Source organism: Chromobacterium sp. Rain0013, assembly GCF_015291765.1.
GTDB lineage: Bacteria > Pseudomonadota > Gammaproteobacteria > Burkholderiales > Chromobacteriaceae > Chromobacterium > Chromobacterium haemolyticum.
In genome coordinates this window covers 605,866-624,503 of record NZ_CP031514.1, presented here as the reverse complement: position 1 = coordinate 624,503, position 18,638 = coordinate 605,866, and the positions used below count along the sequence as shown (strand labels likewise).

Annotated in this window: 11 protein-coding genes; 3 read left to right on the top strand and 8 right to left on the bottom strand. The window is 59.8% G+C overall.

What is annotated here, in order from left to right; translation table 11 throughout:
- Positions 1-633: 633 nt before the first annotated feature.
- The 4 genes from DXT74_RS02905 to DXT74_RS02890 all read right to left on the bottom strand — a co-directional run bounded on the left by DXT74_RS02905 (position 634) and on the right by DXT74_RS02890 (position 8,994).
- Positions 634-1,287, bottom strand: coding sequence for a response regulator (locus DXT74_RS02905; RefSeq protein WP_043641156.1), 654 nt, complete (start codon positions 1,285-1,287; stop codon positions 634-636).
- A gap of 90 nt (positions 1,288-1,377) precedes the next feature.
- The gene (locus DXT74_RS02900) at positions 1,378-4,605 is read right to left on the bottom strand and encodes a hybrid sensor histidine kinase/response regulator (protein WP_194427282.1); all 3,228 of its coding nucleotides are present in this window, start codon (positions 4,603-4,605) and stop codon (positions 1,378-1,380) included.
- Between the two features lie 133 nt (positions 4,606-4,738).
- Positions 4,739-7,549, bottom strand: coding sequence for an ATP-binding protein (locus DXT74_RS02895; RefSeq protein WP_194427281.1), 2,811 nt, complete (start codon positions 7,547-7,549; stop codon positions 4,739-4,741).
- Positions 7,550-8,169: 620 nt separating this feature from the next.
- Positions 8,170-8,994 (bottom strand): helix-turn-helix domain-containing protein, encoded by an 825-nt coding sequence (locus DXT74_RS02890; RefSeq protein WP_194427280.1) that lies wholly within the window; start codon positions 8,992-8,994, stop codon positions 8,170-8,172.
- A 136-nt stretch (positions 8,995-9,130) separates the two neighbouring features.
- Here DXT74_RS02890 and DXT74_RS02885 point away from each other — a divergent pair, with 136 nt between their 5' ends.
- Entirely contained in the window at positions 9,131-10,333 is a 1,203-nt protein-coding gene (locus tag DXT74_RS02885; protein ID WP_194427279.1) for an NAD(P)/FAD-dependent oxidoreductase, read from the top strand.
- Between the two features lie 36 nt (positions 10,334-10,369).
- Here DXT74_RS02885 and DXT74_RS02880 read toward each other — a convergent pair whose 3' ends face one another.
- The 3 genes from DXT74_RS02880 to DXT74_RS02870 form a co-directional block, all read right to left on the bottom strand.
- Positions 10,370-12,043, bottom strand: coding sequence for a GMC oxidoreductase (locus DXT74_RS02880; RefSeq protein ID WP_196783817.1), 1,674 nt, complete (start codon positions 12,041-12,043; stop codon positions 10,370-10,372).
- A gap of 582 nt (positions 12,044-12,625) precedes the next feature.
- Entirely contained in the window at positions 12,626-13,195 is a 570-nt protein-coding gene (locus DXT74_RS02875; protein ID WP_194427278.1) for a GNAT family N-acetyltransferase, read from the bottom strand.
- Positions 13,196-13,727: 532 nt separating this feature from the next.
- Positions 13,728-13,952 (bottom strand): hypothetical protein, encoded by a 225-nt coding sequence (locus DXT74_RS02870; RefSeq protein WP_162788090.1) that lies wholly within the window; start codon positions 13,950-13,952, stop codon positions 13,728-13,730.
- Between DXT74_RS02870 and DXT74_RS02865 the strand changes: the two genes are divergently transcribed.
- Positions 13,942-15,516 carry a YadA family autotransporter adhesin gene (locus tag DXT74_RS02865; RefSeq protein ID WP_194427277.1) on the top strand — a complete coding sequence of 525 codons (1,575 nt, stop codon included), beginning with the start codon at positions 13,942-13,944 and terminating at the stop codon, positions 15,514-15,516. The two genes, DXT74_RS02870 and DXT74_RS02865, sit on opposite strands and share 11 nt — an antisense overlap.
- 43 nt (positions 15,517-15,559) lie before the next feature.
- Positions 15,560-15,994, top strand: a complete 435-nt coding sequence (locus tag DXT74_RS02860) for an outer membrane protein assembly factor BamE (protein WP_052370823.1) — start codon at positions 15,560-15,562, stop codon at positions 15,992-15,994.
- Between the two features lie 146 nt (positions 15,995-16,140).
- Here the strand turns inward: DXT74_RS02860 and katG are convergent, their stop codons facing one another.
- Positions 16,141-18,351 (bottom strand): catalase/peroxidase HPI, encoded by a 2,211-nt coding sequence (katG, locus tag DXT74_RS02855; RefSeq protein WP_114154633.1) that lies wholly within the window; start codon positions 18,349-18,351, stop codon positions 16,141-16,143.
- Between the last annotated feature and the right edge of the window lie 287 nt (positions 18,352-18,638).

Here is an 18,638-nt window from a genome sequence, read left to right as displayed (position 1 = left end):
AGGCCGCGTCATCAAATCACCGCGGTCTGTCGCCAATGACGGAAACATCCGCCAATCAGTAAGGGCATTATCTGTAGGTGTTTCGTACAATTGAATAAGGCGTTTCTTAAAGCTGAGGGTTGGGCCGCAGAATAAGGAATTTCTTAATAAAAAAAGGAAAGTGAAGATGTCGTGGCGTAGAGGCGTTAACAAAGCCTCACGGAAAACCTGAGCCAAGGCGCGCCAACGCCGCCCCTCGATCGAGGCGGCTTATGAGTAGGGCGGCGTGTGGCAGCGGCCCGAGCGCAGGTCAGGAACCGAGAGGCCCGCCATTGAGCAAGACGGGTTTCTGTCAGGTCGCCGGCATTGGCGAGACCGTGCTATTTCACGCGATTGCGCGATGCGCCAGGACTGGCGATGGAGGGCAAGCGCTCCGCCCGCGTGCCGAGCGGGCGGTTCAGGCGCTTGTGCAAGGTATGGAGCTGAGGGATGGCGCCCAGAGCCTGTTCAAAGTCCGCTGCGCTTCGTGAAGCGTCGCATGGTGAGTACAAGCTCAAAATGCTCGTGCATCACTGGACCATTCCGCTTTTCGCTCGTTTTCGCCTTGTCTCGCCCTGGCTCGCGAGACTTTGAACAGGCTCTCTTAGCCATGTTTTAGCGAAACAGCCCCATTTCCAAGCAGAGAGTAATCAAGTCCTGATCGCTTCGAGCGCCCAGTTTTCTCATGCCGGAAACTTTTTGAGCGCTAATGGTTTTTTCGCTTCGGCTGAGCATCTTTGCTATTTGGTTTAGCGTCATGCCTGCCACGAAGTGACGTAAAACTTCAAATTCCCTGGCGGATAATTTTTCCACCTTGCTGCCTATTGTAGCCTCAGCAATATTTCCCCTATTGGGGGGAGGAAGAGCCGACCCTCTGTTCACCACTTGCTCAAGCGTGCGGCGTAGCTCAGATAAGGGTTGGCTTTTCAGAACCACCGCCGTCACGCCCAGATCTTGCAGGCTTGAAACGATCAAGTGGTTGGAAACCATTGTATAAATGATAAGCCGTACATTGGTGAAATGGCGTAGTAGATATTCTATCAATTTCATGCCGTCGCCATAATTGGTGTCGCCGGGCATGCTGTAATCAACGATGACTATATGAGGCAGTTCATTTTTTTGCCGCAAGTTAATCAACGTTTCGACTAATTCAGTAGAGTTGTGCGCTTCTCCCACCACTTCCAACAGTGTATTGCGCTCCACTTCTTCACGAATGCCCATCAGAACGATAGGATGATCATCGGCTATCAATACTTTTATTTTGCTCATGGTGTTTCCAGTGAATTTGATTCCAATGCCTATCTCTTTATCAATAAGCTGGGCTTTTAAATCATTGAGATTTTTCTCATCCGTTACTGTTTAAGAAGCCGCTAGTTGTTGCAAAGCAGCCTTCAAACGGTTTTGAAATTGTTCCAGTTTGGCGAGGCTCTCGTCATTTAATTCATATAAATCAGCGAGCTGTGCTTCCAATGCTTGGCCGGTGCTCATCAGCGTTTGCGCGTTGACTACCGCCAGAGCGCCATTAATGCGATGCAATATGCTGGCAGCTTTATGGGGTTTTCTGGCCATTGACGCCGTGTATAGCATGTCTAGGTCCGTGCGCATGGTTCGCAAAAATAGCTCGCGCATGGCCATTGGCACTATCAATCCATCTGGGATGGGAATGGGAGGCGCAGAGTGGAAAGCGGGCTTGTCTAAAGCTTTTTGGCTTAGCCGCGTTAATGCGGTGCGCAAACCGTGCAAATTGATGGGCTTAACCAGCCAGGCATCCATGCCCGCGCGCAGACATGCTTCTTCCTCAACCCGCATGGCATTCGCGGTGACGCCGATGATGGGAATGTCCACGCCTTGGGCCCGCAGGGCTATGGCTAGCTCGTACCCATTCATCTGCGGCATGTTGACATCGGTCATCACCAGATCATACGGACGCATATTCCAGTGTTTCAAGGCTTCATGGCCATTGCCCACTACACTGGCGCGGCAACCCAGCAACTCCAGCTGCTCTTTCAATATGTGCTGGTTGATTGGATTGTCCTCGGCGACCAAGACGTTCAATCCTAGTGGAGAAGTATCGCTGGCCGACGCCGGCTGGGCCTCGCCGGGCAGACCGTGTTTTGCCAGCCATACCGCTTGCAGGATGCCTTTGAGATGATGGATGTTCACCAACCAATTATCACCCTGCAGTTGCGCCTGCAGCGGCCCTTCCGGAGCGGCGATGACGCGTGTGCTCAGTGGGTGGCTAGGCCATTCATCGGCAGGGTCCAGATCCAATAGAATCAATCCGGAATCTTCCGGCACAGGCTCCATCGGGTCCAGCCAGCGAGCGCTGGCGCCCTGTCGGGTCAACCAGCGCATCAAGCTTTCTCCCTGCTCTTTCAGATGAGCGCGCAACAACACGGTAGTCTGGCTCAGTGGGTAGTCCGTTAGCGTGGGCGGCGGCGCTTGTTGTTCCAGTTCCAAGGACAGGGTGAAGCTGCTGCCCAGCCCCAGATCGCTGACGACTCGAAGCGAGCCTCCCATCAATTGACTGAGTTGCCGGCAGATCGATAAGCCTAGCCCTGTTCCCGCAATCAAGCCAGGCAAGGCTTGAGCCTGATAGAAGGGCTCAAACAGCCGGGTTTGCTGTTCCTGAGTGATGCCGATGCCGGTATCGGTCACTTGCCAGGCCAAATTGACGCGGCCGTTTGGCAAGGCGGTGGCTTTCAGGCGCAATACAATCCAGCCGGACTCGGTGAATTTGATGCTGTTGCTGAGCAGGTTATTTAAAATCTGGCGGATGCGCGTGGCATCCCCCAATACGAGCTCGGGGGCGCTCTCATCAAGATTGGAATACAAGCGTAGTCTTTTGCTTTTAGCCATGGCGGCAAAAGCGCGCACAACCTCCTCGGAAAGGCTGACTGGGGAGAATGATTGCGACTCCAGCGCCATTTGCCCGGACTCAATCTTGGAAACATCCAATACATTGCTGATCAATTGCAACAACAGAGAAGACGAGTCTTGCATGGTGCTCAAATAAGCGCGCTGACGCGGGCTTAGCGGGGTCATGTCAAGAATTTCTATCGTGCCCAGCAGGCCGTAAAGCGGGGTGCGAATTTCATGACTGATGGTAGTCAGGAAATGGGTTTTGGCTTCATTCGCGCTATCCGCCGCCCGTTTTGCGGCCTCCAGCGCCATTGAGCTTGCTTTGTAATGAGAAATATCGCTAAAAGAGCATACTATGACGTTCTTGCCGCGGTGACGGGCTGGAGCAAAGCTGGCTTGCAGATAGCGCTTTCCAATGCGAAGACAAGCGGTGCGGTTGGAGATATCTTTCCCGTCTATTATTTCGCCCCAGAATGCTATCAGCTGCGGGTAATCTCGTTCTCGGTCGAACCACTCCAACGCTAGCGGATTGACCACCAAGGGTTGGAGGAGAGGCAATTCCAGAACAAACAAGGCGGTGGGCGCGGTTTGCGTTACCACGCGATTGAAGGCCTCGCTTTCCAGCACTGCTTGGTGCGAGGCTTGTGCCGGCGCCAATACGCGAAGCCGATACCAGCGTACCGCCAGCACGCCGCTCAAAGTCAGCAGTAGCAAGCTGATCATAAAGACTTGGACGTGCCAGTTTGCCAGGGCGAGCAAACGGTTGTATTGCACTCGATAGACCGCGGACCAATTCGGCTTGGTTTTGGCGGGAAAATAAAGCAACAGGCCATCTTGGCTAAAATTCAGTCCCGCTTTTAACGTGGGCAATGAATAGGTTTGGCCTAACAGTACCCGTCCGTCGGGCGCAATCAGACTGATGCCGTCAAATACCCGGCGCTTGCTGGTGCCGGCCCAGCAAACATTTCGAATCTCCAGCGTTGAAACCGCCATGATTTGGGAGCGGCTGCCTTTTTTCCAAAACTTTTCGCTGATATAGGCCGGGATATAGGCAAGAAGAGTATCTGGATCGAGGCCTTGGGCGCTTTTCCCGCTTACCCATTTGACCTTGGTGGTGTCATGCCGCTGTTGCAGTAAAAACCGGCGGATGGCGGAGGTGATTGTTGCAAAATTGGTATGGGTCAGCGCCATTTCGGTTGCGGTATTGTCCACCGTCGGCACCGCCAGGCTGGTTGCTTCATCCAAGGCCAATAGAAAGCTTTGGGGGGCTTCGGTTTTGGCCAGCGACCAGTAAGTGCTGTAGTAATCCGCGCTTAAGGCCCCTAAGGCATACAGGCCGTTTGGCGGCTCTGGCCACTGATCTGCTTGGTAGCCCAGAGTAAACGGCATTGAATACGGCGAGCTGCGCCCCTCCACCATCAGGTAATCGCCAGTCCGCGCAATAGGGGTGCGTGTCGTATCCAGCAGTTTACCCAGCCGTTTGCCCATGATGTCGGAGTTGCGCCGCGCGCCGCGGCTGAGGAAGGCTTCATGCTCTTGAATGCCGTTGGTCACGCATGCGAAGTGCACTTGGGCCATATTCTGTTTTTCATCCAGCAGTAAGGTCGCGGCCCAGTAGCTGGCGGTTAAGGCGAGTAGAACCAAGGACAGGACCAGGATCAGGCTCACATTGAGCCGTAAGGATGTTCTGATCAACTTACCGATGGATTGCGTATTATTTTCCATGACTCCGTTTCATTTACACATCTTGCGCGGGTCTATGTTTGGATTGGCTTGCAAGTGCCGGCAGCGTCGCTTCGTAAAACAGCCTGCGGCCGCTTTATGGCTTGAAGCGATATCGCGCCGGCTGGGCCGACGCTCAGACAACGCCACTGGAAGAGAGATAGCCTGGGGAGGAACGTTCGCCGTACTCCCTCCTCTGCTTCAATGAGTTTAGGCACCGAAACAGGTTGGACAGACTGACTGGCTTGATGATCACCGCGGCCATTCCGGCCTCGCGCGCAAGTTGGGTCTCTTCTTTTAAGGTGCTGGCCGTCGTTCCCACGACCAAAAAGCCCGGCGCTTGCAGGTGGATTCTACGCGCCAACTCCCGGCCGTCCATCCGCGGCATGCTGATGTCCGTCAGCACCAGATCAAATTCGTGGACATTCCATCGCTGCAGCGCTTCCTGGCCATTGGCGGCCAACTGCACGCGGCAGCCCAAGGTTTCCAGTTGTTCCTTTAAAACCATGCGATTAATGTCGTTGTCTTCCACCGCCAAGACTCTGAGATTCAAGTTGCCCAGTGTTGAGGCGCCGGCCCCTGTGGCAGAAGCGGGGGCGAGCCCCAGCGTGGAAAGCACGGTATCCAAGATCACTGTCGGAGCATACAAGGAGACCCATTCGGCGCTAGAGCGCGACGATTCGTTGCCATGCCATATTCGCAGTCCGGGCCAGTTGGCTCGCCGGTGCGGATCAATGTCCAAGCGCACTTCCAAGCACAGCTTGTCTCGCGGCAAGTTTTCCCTTGCGCAGGCCAGCGCTCTGCCGCCGAGGAAGTTCAGCCAGTCGCATAGGCTATCGGCCAGTTCTCGCACTGGCGCGCTGACGTAGATGGCTTGCTGATTCAGAGGCCGTTGTCCTGAAGGGTTGTCCGCCAGGGGTTTCAGCGGCAGCCATAGAGTGAAACTGCTGCCCAGGCCCGGCTCGCTCACTACGGTGATGTCTCCTCCCATCAGGGTGGCGAGTTGCTGGCAGATCGGCAGGCCCAGGCCGGTGCCGTTGGCCCTGCGGCGACCTTCGCCAACCTGGAAAAACAGTTTGAACAAAGAAGCCTGATCCTCGGCGGCAATCCCGATGCCGGTATCCGCGACCTGGATGGAGGCCCGGATACTGCCGTTGTTTCCATTGACCAAGCCGCAGCGCATGACGATACGGCCGTTATCGGTGAACTTCACCGCATTGCTAAGGAGATTGCTCAGAATCTGTCGTACTTTGCGCGGGTCGCCCCGTAAGGGCAGGCTCAAACGCGGGTCGACGCAAGCGTAGATCAATACGCCCTTGTTCAGAGCGGAGGCGGCGTAGCCGTGCACTACCTCATGCGCCAGCTCAAACAGATTGAATGTTTCCATCTCCAGCCGCAATTGACCCGCTTCTATTCTGGAAAGGTCCAGGACGTCGTTGATGAGCCCCAACAGCGTGGTGGAGGAACTTTGGATCGCCTGCACATAGCCTTGCTGTTGCGGATCCAGGCGGGTGTGTTTGAAGAGCTCCAGGTTGCCGAACACGCCGTACAGCGGAGTGCGGATTTCGTGACTCATGGTGGCGATAAACGCGGTCTTGGCGGCGTTGGCGGCGTCGGCTAATTGCTTGGCGTGCTCCAGCGCCAGTTCGGCCTGCTTGCGCAAGCTGATATCGCTCAACGCGCACAACAGCACTTCCTCTCCTCGGTAGCGAGTGGGCACGAGGCTGGCGAACAAATGACGGCCGTCCAGAGTGGCCAGCTCTTCGCTGACAACGCCGACTTGTTGCAGGCGGGCCCGCAGGAAGACGCGCTCCACCCACTCCGTCGATCTCCAATTCGGATCGATTGCGGGCAGCCAGTCGCGAGCTAACTGGTTTTCCAGGACAGCCTGACCATTGCGTCTTCGCAGCGCGCAAAGCGCCACAGGAGCCGCGTTGAATACCGAACGCAGAAAAGCTTCCGCTTCCGCATGCTGTTGCAGCCGTTGCAGCGCCGGCCGCACAAACCTGTTCAGCACGCATAGACTGCCCAGAGCAAGCCCGGCGATAACACAGCTTAAGATGGCCAGGCACTTCATCAAGGCATGGCGCATATCGTTGAGGAGAGCCGATTCCGGGTAGCGATAGGCCAGTACCCAGTCAGGCCCAAGCGGGAATCGGGTTTGAACGCTGGACACAACAGGCAATGCGTTGGACAGACGCTGCCACATGTCCTGCGCCCGCCCAGAAGAGGCCGCGGCTGAAGCGGCCACCTCGTGCTCATTGGCGTCCAGCAAGGCGAACTCATAGCCAGCAAAGGGCTGCTGGCTGGCCAGAACGTCTCGTCCCAAGAACTCCAAAACCATCCAGGCTTGTTCACCGCTGTCCAGCGACGAGGGGGAGATGGAAGGCCGCGCTATGTAAATGCGGCGCTGAGGATCTTTGGGATCGAACAGCCACACCGTGGTGCTTTGGTACAGAGGCGTCGGATTATCGCGTAACTGCCGGAGCACGGCGTCCGGCGTTTCTTTCGCGATTGGAAAGCCGCTCTCCAGCCTGCGCACGGTCAACTGATCCTTGCCTTGTAATAACAACAACAGGTTGACGCCCAAGTTGGCCGCCTGGAGCCGATCGTTCAAGGACAAGGTCAAGCCGGGCGGAGGCGAAGGTTCGCCTATCCGGTTGGAGTGGTCCAATGAACCTTGAGGCCGGTCTGAACCGGTTATGACGGGCTTGTCCAGATTTTTTAGGAATTCCACGCGGCGATTGAAAAAAGCCTTGGCGGCGTAAGCCGCTTCATTCATGGATACACGTTGGACCGCGATATGGCGATTCATTTGGATATTTAGATAAATAGCCAAAATGCATGCGACACATAAAAGCAGGGCCCCAGCCAATAGCCACACAATGCTGGCGGCCGCAGACAGCCGCGATGGCCAGGGTCTAAGCACTAAGCACTTGATATCCATCGGAATATCGTAAGTGCGTATGCTGCCGGGAAATATAAGTCATTTCTGAAAGCAATAATATTTTTCAAGTACGAAATATCAACAGTCTGGCCTGTAATGCGCATGTCATTTTTATGCATGGTTCATGGTGAAATTTATATTGCCTGACCCGTGAGCGGATTGCTCGACCCCTAGTGGAAAATGACTCTCCCGTTAGGCTGGCCTGGTCGCTATGTCCCGACTTTCATATATAAGCTAGGTTTTGATTGCTTCTGGATTTCGCCTGTCGATTTAGAACCTGTTTACGATCTGCTACGCGTCGGCGGGATGGATAGAAAGGGATATGAAACCGGCTTCGACATGCTCATCTAACACGCGTGCATTATGCTTTCTCAGTCGTTTTTGCCTTGTCTCGTCCTTGTTCGCGAGACTTTGAACAGGCTCTTAGAGAGCGTGTTTTAAGAGGTTGGCGCGTTATATCGGAGTAAAAATAGATAGGAAGTTTCAATAGAAACGGGTCAAGGCCGGTCGGGCATGTGCTCTTGCTTAGGCCCGCTAACAACACCCCTGATCCTGCGTTGCGTCTCCTTGTTACGACTTGTACTGCCTGCGTCGGCGCGCCTTTCCCAGCCAACCTCTCGTCAGGTGGGCGCTTGCCGCGCGAAAAAGCGCGCCGGCGAATCGCCGAAGGCGCGCCGGAACATCGCGATGAAGTTGCTGGGCGAGGCGTAACCCAACTCGTCCGACACCGCGGCCACGGCGACGCCGCGCGCCAGCATTTCCATGCCGCGTATCAGCAGCGCTTGTTGCCGCCACTGTCCAAAACTCATGCCGGTATGCGCTTGAATATGGCGGCGCAGGGTGCGTGGCGACATTGCCGCCGCGTCCGCGCAGTCGGCCAGCGTGTATTTGCCGCCCGGCTCGGTTAGCAGGCGGCGGGCCAGCTCCGTGATGCGCGGATGCTCAGGTATCGGCAGGCAGAGCGCCTCCTGCGGCGCTTGCCGCAACTCGTCCAGCAGCACCGCGGCGATGCGCTCCTGTTCTGGCCGCCATGACGAATAATCCGTCCACGTCACCGCGCGACGCACTGCGGCGCGCATCAGTTCTGTGATCGCCACCACCTGCGCTTGCGGGCTCAGCATCCGGCTCCAGTCCGGGCTCAACAGCAGGCTCCAGCCGGTCAGCGCGCCGCTGACGCGCACCCGATGCGGCATGCCGGGCGGAATCCAGCCGGCGCGGTGAGGCGGCAGAACCCAGGCGCCGCGCGGGGTGCGGATTTGGATCAGGCCGGTGTCCACGCACAGCAGTTGCCCGCGGGCATGGCTGTGCCAAGCGTATTCGCGGCTGCCCAGCCGGTAGTCGCTGTCTTCTTTATCGTTGCCGGGCACGGCGATCAGCGGCGGACCGCCGGTCCATTCGCTGAGGTCCGTTCCGTCTTTCGGCGGAGTGACGACGATATTGGCCATTTTTCACTATTTATTGGCAAAACAGCGTTATAGCAGCTTTGGCGGCGGGGCGCACAATCACCGGCAAGGGCCTGGACGGCCGCCAGTGCTGCGGCGGTTCAGGCCGGGTGTCCACATGAAAAGCAAAGGAGAAGCGATGCAATCCCTACGCATTGGCATCGTCGGCGCCGGCTTGGGCGGGTTGTGCCTGGCTCAGGGCCTGGCGCGCGCCGGCGTCGCCGCCACGTTGTTTGAACGCGATCACGCTGCGGACAGCCGCTGGCAAGGTTATCGGCTGCGTATCGACGGCGACGGCCAGCAGGCGTTGAGGCGGGTCTTGACGCCGAGGCAGTTCGAGTTGTTCCGTCAAAGCTGCTCGCTGGGCGGCGACGATTGTTTCATCGACCCGCAACTGCGTGTTTGGTCGGAGCGGAAGCCGGCGCATTGGCGGCCGTCGGCGCGGGACGACGACGCGGCGGAGCGCGATCTGAGCGCCAACCGCCAGACGCTGCGGGAAATCCTGGCCAGTGGCCTGGAAGAACAAATCCATTGGGGCCATGCGTTGCGCGGTTTTAGGGAAGCGCGCAGCGGTTTGTTGCTGGACTTCGAGGATGAGCCCGAGTTCGAGGTGGATGTGCTGATCGCCGCGGACGGGGTGGCCTCCACGGTGCGCCGGCAATTGGTTCCGGGCGGGGAGCCGGAGGACGAGGGCGCCGTGGTGCTCTATGGTGTCACGCCTCGGGACGCCTTGCCGGCCGAGGCGTCGACGTCGGAGCTGGGACAGGGCGTCTGCGTGGTGTTCGGCGACGGCCTGACGGCGGTGATCGAGGCGATGCGCTTTCGCGCGCCCTTGCCTGAACTGGCTCGGCGGATGGCGCCGGAAGTGAAGCTGAGCGCGATGCCGGATTACTGGTATTGGGCCTGCGTGGCGAGGGCCGAGGACTTGGGCGGGGCCTTGCCGGATGAGCGCCTGAGCGGCGCGGCGTTGCGGGCGCGGGTCCAACAGGCGACGCGCGGCTGGCATCCGCGTTTGCAGGCCGTTTTCGCGCATGGCGATCCGCGTTGCCTGGGTGCGCGTCCTATCCGGATGGCCGCCGAGGTGCCGGTATGGCGCTGCGAGCGGGTGGCCATATTGGGCGATGCGGCACACGCGATGAGTCCGGCCGGAGGCCTGGGAGCCAATACCGCTCTTTGCGACGGCGCGGCACTGGCGGGCGTCTTGGCGTCTGCGAGCACGGCGGCCGAGGCGGAGGCGGCCCTGCGCGCCTGGGAGCGGGACATGCGGCGGCGGGCTGAACGCGCTTTGCGGATGTCGCGCGAGGGCAGCGCGCGCTTGCTGCAAAGGTCTGGCTTAGCGTGAGGCTCGGCCGCCGCCATGGCTTGGCGGCGGCGGGCCTTACTTTCCGTTTTTGATGATGTGCTCGATGTTGCGCTCGGCCAGCGCGGTGATGGTCAACGAGGGGTTGGCCGCGCCGGCGCTGCCGGGAAGCAAGGCGCCGTCCATCACATACAGGCCGGGATGGCCGATGACGCGGCCCCAGGCGTCGGTGGCTTTGCCGATCACCGCGCCGCCCAGCGGATGCGCGGTCCAGTTTAGTCCGGTGACGCCGGCTATGATCCCCGGAAAACCCGGAACGGTGCCGGTGGCCGCGGCGATTTTGTCGTTCACCGTCTTGGCGGCGGCCACGCTGTCGCGGTTGCCGTTCTGCGGCCAGTTCAGCACCACACGGTCCGTGGCCGGGTTATAGCTGAAATGCCCGCGATTGCTTTGATCGAAGGCCATGCCCAGCGATCCGATCACCGTGCTCAAATCCAGCGGCAAGCCCGGCACGTACCAGTTTTCCAGAGTGAGCGGCTGCCCGCTGTTTGGATCGTGGATGCGGGAGGCGCTGGGGGTGCCCTGGGTGGCCAGCGACAGCGTGCTGAAGCTGCGCGTGACGATGGTGTCGCCGTTGCTGCCCCAGCCTTGGCCGATGTGTTCGTTGAGATTGCGCAACGTGCCTTGAGCCCGGCCCTTGACCAGCAGTTCCGAGCTGCCGATAGAGCCGGCGGCGAGAAAGAGCCGGTCGCAGTTGAGGCGGTAGCGGTCCAGTTGCCGGCCGTCGGGCGCGCGCTTGACGACGTCAACCTCGTAGCGGCTGCCGTCCCAGGCGATGCTGAGCACCTCATGGCCGGGATAGATGGCGGCGCGGCCGGTGGCTTGCGCCTGGGCCAGGTAGTTTTGGTTGAGGTCGAACTTGGCGCCGTTGGAGTTGCCGTGGTTGGACAAGCCCACGGTGGCGGAGGGCGTGGATTGCCAGCGCAGTTCCTGACGGATCACGTCCCAGTTGAAAATGGAATCGTTGGCCGTGGTGGCGTAGCCGGCCTTGCGCACTTGGGCGTCCCAGACGCGGGAATGGTGGAAGGGCTTGCTGTTGTAGATGTCGGTCGGCATGGAATCCAAGCGCAGCATTTGCCGGACCCTGGGGTAGTAGGTCTTGTTCATCTCCTCATAACCGACCCAGTTGCCGAACAGGGCTTCGAAATAGCGTTGTTCCGGCTGAATCATCACCCCGGTGAACACCACCGATCCCCCGCCGACGCAGGCGCCGCGCCAGACATTCATATTTGGGTAGTCGGTTGAGTCCAGCACGCCGCCGAAGGAGTCGAAGTGCGTGGTCACGCCTATCAGCATCTTGGCCTGGCGCCGGTGCCAGAACGCGCGTCCGTCCGGCAGGGTGTCGTTGGAGAAGATGTCGCGCCGAGGCCCATTGGGCCAGCGATGGCCGCGTTCCAGCACCGTGACCTGCTGGCCGGCCTGTGCCAGGCGCAGCGCGGAGACGGCGCCGCCAAAGCCGGAACCTATCACCAGGTTGGGGGTGTAGGCGGGAGGGCGCGGCACGGTTTGGAATAGTTCGGGAATCAGCCGCTGGTACTTGGCCAGCTGGAGCGCGTCCGTGCCGATGAAGGCCGATGAGGACGCCGGCAGCATCAGGCCGGCGGCGCCCGCACCCGCGCCCAGCAAGAGCTGGCGACGGTTCAACTGCGCGGCGAGCGGGGAAGGTTGTTCATTGTCCGGGGAGTAAGCCATGGGATCGCTCTTTCATGTTTAAGAACCTGTTCACGATCTGCTGCGCGTTGTGAAGCGTTACACGGCGAGTACCCTTTCGAAATGTTCATGGAACACTTGGCCATTCCGCTTTCTCAATGGTTTTCGCCTTGCCTCTCCCTTGGCGCGAAGTTTTGTACAGGCTCAAGGAGGCCATTACGGCCAAACAGTTTGCTTATTAAGTAAGCGGTAAGATTTTTGTCTGACAATGCTGGGGGGCGATACTGTCATTTGTGACAGATATTTAAATGACATTAAATCATTTTCTGAAAAACTGATTTGATGGAGAAAAGAGCCGCGGCGTCAGGGATGGCGGCCACTGCTTGCCGAGCTGGCCATGCACGGCACGCAGGCCGGCTTTGTTGATTTGCTAAGAACCCGTTCAAAGTCTGCTGCGCTTCGCGAAGCGTTGCACGGTGAGTACACGCTCAAAATGCTCATGTACCACTCGACCATAAAAAGCGGGCAGCGTCATCGGAGTGCCGCCATCTCCAACATGCAAAGCCGTGTGTGAGGAAAAGAAGGGCGCTCAATCACACGAGCAGGCCGTATCGATGCGGATAGCTAAATAAAATCAACAGCCTGCGCGGTCAGCACCAGTTCCAGCTGGCAATCGAAAGGCTCCAGCGCCAGTTGCGGCGCGTGCAGCCAGCGGGCGGGCGCGCAGCGGCAGGCCTCGTAGAAGGCGACGGTTTCAACGGCGGAGTGCGAGGAGATGTAGAGCGCGTCCGCGCCCAGTTCGCGGCCGGCTGCGGCGCAGGCGGCCAGCAGCGCGCGGCCCAGGCCCCGGCCTCGCCAGCGGCGGTCCACTTGCAGCTCTTTCAGTTGCCGGTAGCCGCCGTCCGGGCCTAGGACTTGAGGGTCTATGGCGGCAAAGCCAGCCAGGTGGCCATCGATTTCCAAGGCCAAGACCACGCCGGCGGCGGCGATGCGCGCGAGTTCCAACGCCAACTCGCGCCGTTCCGTTGGCGACCAGTCATCAATGAAGGGCTCGGCCACCCTTTGCCGGCCATCGGCCCCGGCGCGGTAGACCATGCGGACGTCTTGACGGCGCTGGAAGGCATCCAGCCAGTTGGGGGAGATGTCGTGCGGGCTTAGCCGGCGTATGGGCGGTGTAGATGGGCGGATGGACATGGCTTGGATGAGGGAAGCTAGAACGGAATTATCTCAGAACCTGTTTACGATCTGCTATGCGTCGGCGATACAGCGTTAAAAACAAGCTCAAAATGCTCACGCACCACGTATACATTCCGCTTTTTCGCTCGCTTTCGCCTTGCTCGCGAGAATGCTCAGAACGGCGCGTCGAGCGCTGGAGCCCGATAGTTTTGGCCTAGGCTAGAGATCCGGCGTGTGGCGTTTGGATATTCTATTTGAATTTCATTATCAGCAATTTTGATTGATAGCTAAAACGAATTAATTAATTCGATTATTTCAATTTTCACAGATATTAACAGAATGTTAGGATTCATAAAAATCAAAGGCATAGCGTGATCCTGGCCGCGCCGAAGAGGGACTTTTCATGTACTCGTCCTTCTCGAGCGCGGTTTGTCGTGAACGGAGTGCCTGGATGCAGAGACAAGCTAGCGCCGCCGGCGGAGCCCCGCCGCGCCCCTGGACCGAACCGTGGTCGGCCATGGGTTTCAGGCCGGAATGCGCGTATTTGCGCTTATCCCGCCGGAAACCTGGAGCTGGCGGCGCGCTTGCCTGCAAAGACTTGCCTTGGGTGAATTCCATCAATCTTGAAGAATGTGGTCTGTGAAATGAGTAACAAAGTATCTGCAGCAAAGAGTTTGTCCTTGTCTTCCTTGGCGTTGAGCGCAATTGGCTTGGCCGTGGCCTGTTCCTGGTCCGCCTTGGCGAGCGCCGACACGATCTCCGGCGTGGGCAGCAATAATGTCTACGGCGCGGGTTCGGTGGATCCGGGGGTGGCGACCAATAGCAATAACTCGATTTATGGCGTGGGCGCCGGCAGCAATATGACTGGCACCAATAACTCGGCGTTCGGCGCCGCCGCCGGCGTGAATGTGAACGGCGGCTACAACACCTCGATCGGCCAGAACGCCGGCACCCGCGTACAAGGCAACAATAACGCCTTCATGGGAAACGACTCCGGCTATAACGTTACCGGCGATGCCAACGTCGGCACCGGCATCAACACCATCCGCAACGTTACCGGCACCGGCAACACCGGCAGCGGGGCTAACTCGGCTCAGGACATCCAGGGCGATTTCAACTCCGGCTTGGGCAACAACTCCAATCGCAATGTGACCGGCAGCTACAACACCAGCAGCGGCACCTTCTCCGGCTGGAACATCAACGGCAGCAACAATACCGCCAACGGCTCCTACGCCGGCTCCAATGTCAGCGGCAGCAACAATGCCGCTGTGGGTGTTTCCGCCGGCCGCGGCGTGACCGGCAACGGCAACTTCGCCGCCGGCAGCCAGGCCGGCCAGAACGTGTCCGGCAGCAATAACGTGGCCATCGGCAACAATGCGGGCGCCAACATCAACGCCAGCAATGCGGTGGCGGTGGGCAACAACGCCGCGGCCACAGCCAACAATGCGTTGGCGATAGGCAGCAATGCCCAGGCCAGTAACGCCAACGACGTCGCCTTGGGCGCCAACAGCCGGACCGCGGCGGCTAATCCCACCGCCAGCGGCGTGGTGGACGGCGTGACTTACAACTATGCCGGCGCGGCGCCTTCCAGCGTGGTGAGCGTGGGCAGCGCGGGCAATGAGCGTCAAATCAGCAATGTCGCCGCCGGCCGGGTGAGCGGGACCAGCACGGACGCGGTCAACGGCAGCCAGCTGAACGCGACCAACCAGGCGGTGCAGCGCGTGAGCGCCAAAGTGGACAAGGCGGGCGCGGGAACCGCGGCCGCCTTGGGCGGCGGCGCGTCCTACAACGCTCAAACCGGGGCGGTGAGCGGCCCGGACTACACCGTTTACGGCAAGACCGTGAACAATGTCGGCGATGCGATCGATCGTCTGCAGAAAAGCGGACCGGTGCAGTATTCCGACCCCTCCGGGCGGACAACGACGACGACCGCCGGCAACGACGTCACCTTGGTGGGCGGGGACGGCGGCAGACCGGTGACCATTCACAATGTGGCGGCCGGCGCACAGGGCACGGACGCGGTGAATGTGGATCAGCTGAATGCGGCCAATTTCAACAATCAGCAGCAATTCAAGCAGCTCCGGTCCGATCTGTCCGATACGCGCCGCGACGCGTTCGGCGCCGCCGCCGGCGCGATGGCCATGGCCGGTCTGCCGCAGGCCTTCTTGCCCGGCAAAAACATGTTGGCCGTGGCCACGGCCACCACCGGCGGCGAGTCCGCCATTGCGGTGGGGCTGTCCTCGCTGTCCGACAACGGCCGCTGGGTGGTGAAGTTCTCCGGTTCCACCAATACCCGTGGTCAAGGCGGCGCCAGCCTGGGCGCGGGCTTCCAGTGGTAAGCGGGACACAAGATCAATCAGCTGATATTGAATGAGATAGATGATGAAAAAACCGATATTCGGCGGTTCTCTCCGCTACCTGCTGCTGGCGGCCGCCGGCGCGGCCTTGATGGGCTGCGGCACCAGCCGCCTGAGCAAGATCACAGACGATGGCCATCTGGCCGAGCAGGCCAGCCCGACATGGCCCAGCATTGAACACAATGGCTGGCAGCCGGAAGGCAGCGTTCCCAACCTCGAAAATTTGGCCAAGGTCCAGCAGGGATTGAGCAAGGAACAGGTTTACGGCCTGATCGGCCGCCCGCACTTCGCGGAAGGCATGGTGGCCGTGCGTGAGTGGGATTATGTGTTGAACCTGAGCTCCAAGGGCGGAGAGCAAGCCCGGGTTTGCCAGTACAAACTGTTGTTCGACAAGCGGATGAAGGTGGCCTCGGTGATCTGGCGACAGGAGTCCTGCGCCGAGATCGCCGCCGGGGTCTGAATCCAGCGCGACGCCCGGAGCCGAGCGAAATGAAACGAACCGCCTTTACCGGCGGTTCGTTTTTTCATGCGCGCAGCAGCGGGGCCAGGCCCTAAAAAAGCGCGGTCCAGATGGACCGCGCTTTGTTTGCCGACGGTGAACCGCGCTTATTTCAGATCGAAACGGTCCAGGTTCATCACCTTGTTCCAGGCGGCGACAAAGTCGCGGACAAACTTGGGCTGCGCGTCGTTTTGCGCATAGACCTCGGCCAGCGCCCGCAACTGCGAGTTGGAGCCGAACACCAAGTCAACGCGGCTGCCGGTCCACTTGAGCTGGCCGGTTTTGCGATCGCGGCCTTCGTACAACTCGCCGGCGCTGGAGGTGGGCTGCCAGGCCACGCCCATATCCAGCAGGTTGACGAAGAAGTCGTTGCTCAATACACCCGGACGGCTAGTAAACACGCCGTGAGGCGCATTGTCGACGTTGGCGCCCAGCACGCGCAGGCCGCCCACCAGCACCGTCATTTCCGGCGCGCTCAGCGTCAGTAGCTGCGCCTTATCCACCAGCAGCGCTTCCGCCGGCAAAGAGTAGGCTTGCTTCTGGTAGTTGCGGAAACCGTCCGCCTGTGGCTCCAGCACGCTGAAGGATTCCACATCGGTCTGTTCCTGGCTGGCGTCGGTCCGGCCCGGCGCAAACGGCACGCTGATGTTGTGGCCGCCGGCCTTGGCGGCGGCTTCCACCGCTGCGCCGCCGGCCAGCACGATCAGGTCGGCCAGCGACACTTGCTTGCCGTCGCTCTGAGCGGCGTTGAAGTCCTGACGAATGGCCTCCAGCGTTTTCAGCACGCGGGCCAGTTGCGCCGGCTGGTTCACCGCCCAGTCTTTTTGTGGAGCCAGGCGGATGCGGGCGCCGTTGGCGCCGCCGCGCTTGTCCGATCCACGGAAGCTGGAGGCGGAGGCCCAGGCGGTGGACACCAGTTCGCTGACGGACAGGCCGGAGGCTAGTACTTTGGCCTTGAGCGCGGCGATGTCTGCGTCGTTGATCTGCGGTTGACAGGCCGCCGGCACCGGGTCTTGCCAGATCAGATCCTCGGCCGGCACTTCCGGGCCCAGGTAACGGGTCTTGGGGCCCATATCGCGGTGAGTCAGTTTGAACCAGGCGCGGGCGAAGGCGTCGGCGAAAGCGGCCGGGTTTTGATGGAAGCGGCGGGCGATCGGCTCGTAGATCGGGTCGAAGCGCAGCGACATATCAGCGGTGGTCATCATCGGCGGGTGTTTTTTCGCCGGGTTGTGAGCGTCCGGGATCAGGTGTTCCGGCTTGACGTTCTTGGCCACCCACTGGTGGGCGCCGGCCGGGCTCTTGGTCAGTTCCCAGTCGTAGCCGAACAGCATGTCGAAATAGCCGTTGTCCCATTGCGTCGGGTTGGGTTTCCACGCGCCCTCGATGCCGCTGGTGGTGGTGTATTCGCCCTTGCCGTCGCCAAAGCGGTTGATCCAGCCCAGGCCTTGCGCTTCCAGCGGCGCGGCTTCCGGTTCCGGGCCCACCAGCGCCGGGTCGCCTGCGCCGTGGGCTTTGCCGAAGGTATGGCCGCCGGCCACCAGAGCCACGGTTTCCTCGTCGTTCATCGCCATGCGGGCGAAGGTTTCGCGCACGTCGCGGCCGGATGCCAGCGGGTCCGGATTCCCGTCCGGGCCTTCCGGGTTCACGTAGATCAGGCCCATCTGCACCGCGGCCAGCGGATTCTCCAGCTGGCGGTCGCCGGAGTAGCGGCTGTTGGCCTCGTTGCTGGTGGCCAGCCATTTGGTTTCCGCGCCCCAATAGACGTCTTCTTCCGGCTGCCAGATGTCCTGACGGCCTCCGCCGAAACCAAAGGTTTTAAAGCCCATGGACTCCAGCGCCACGTTGCCGGCCAGGATCATCAGATCGGCCCAGGAGATCTGGTTGCCGTACTTTTGCTTGATCGGCCACAGCAGACGGCGCGCCTTATCCAGGTTGCCGTTGTCAGGCCAGCTGTTGAGCGGAGCGAAGCGCTGGTTGCCGGTGCTCGCGCCGCCGCGGCCATCGGCGGTACGGTAGGTGCCGGCGTCGTGCCAGGCCATGCGGATGAACAGGCCGCCGTAATGGCCCCAGTCAGCCGGCCACCAGTCCTGGGAGGTGGTCATCAGCGCTTTAAGATCGCTTTTCAGCGCGGCGTAGTCCAGCTGTTGGAAGGCGGCGGGGTAATCGAAGTCCGGCTCCAGCGGATTGGAGGCCGGCGCGTGTTGATGCAGGATGTTGAGATTGAGCTGGTTGGGCCACCAGTCGCGGTTGGATTGGGCGTTCACGACAGCCGGATTGCCGACGGTTTGGTGGAATGGGCACTTGGACGCGCTACTCATGACAGACTCCTTAGGTCAAGGTGTTCAATGACTTGCTGGGATCAGCTTAGTGAAGCTTGGAGTCGGAAGCCATTGAGCAATTTCAATCAGCCCTATGGCTTCCGTCAATCAATCATGCTTTGGTGATAGTTAGTTCATTAGGCGCGCCACATAGTTCCTGGGCTGGAGAGTTAACTGCCTGCTCAAGTCGCGTTCAGGGTTTAGAACCTGTTTACGATCTGCTGCGTATTGGCGATACGGCGCTGAACACCTCGTCAAATGCTCATGCACCACGCGTACATTCCGCT

Coding starts and splice junctions, on each gene's coding strand:
- DXT74_RS02905 (WP_043641156.1), bottom strand. CDS start 1,287: ATGAGCAAAATAAAAGTATTGATAGCCGATGATCATCCTATCGTTCTG.
- DXT74_RS02900 (WP_194427282.1), bottom strand. CDS start 4,605: ATGGAAAATAATACGCAATCCATCGGTAAGTTGATCAGAACATCCTTA.
- DXT74_RS02895 (WP_194427281.1), bottom strand. CDS start 7,549: ATGGATATCAAGTGCTTAGTGCTTAGACCCTGGCCATCGCGGCTGTCT.
- DXT74_RS02890 (WP_194427280.1), bottom strand. CDS start 8,994: ATGGCCAATATCGTCGTCACTCCGCCGAAAGACGGAACGGACCTCAGC.
- DXT74_RS02885 (WP_194427279.1), top strand. CDS start 9,131: ATGCAATCCCTACGCATTGGCATCGTCGGCGCCGGCTTGGGCGGGTTG.
- DXT74_RS02880 (WP_196783817.1), bottom strand. CDS start 12,043: ATGGCTTACTCCCCGGACAATGAACAACCTTCCCCGCTCGCCGCGCAG.
- DXT74_RS02875 (WP_194427278.1), bottom strand. CDS start 13,195: ATGTCCATCCGCCCATCTACACCGCCCATACGCCGGCTAAGCCCGCAC.
- DXT74_RS02860 (WP_052370823.1), top strand. CDS start 15,560: ATGAAAAAACCGATATTCGGCGGTTCTCTCCGCTACCTGCTGCTGGCG.
- katG (WP_114154633.1), bottom strand. CDS start 18,351: ATGAGTAGCGCGTCCAAGTGCCCATTCCACCAAACCGTCGGCAATCCG.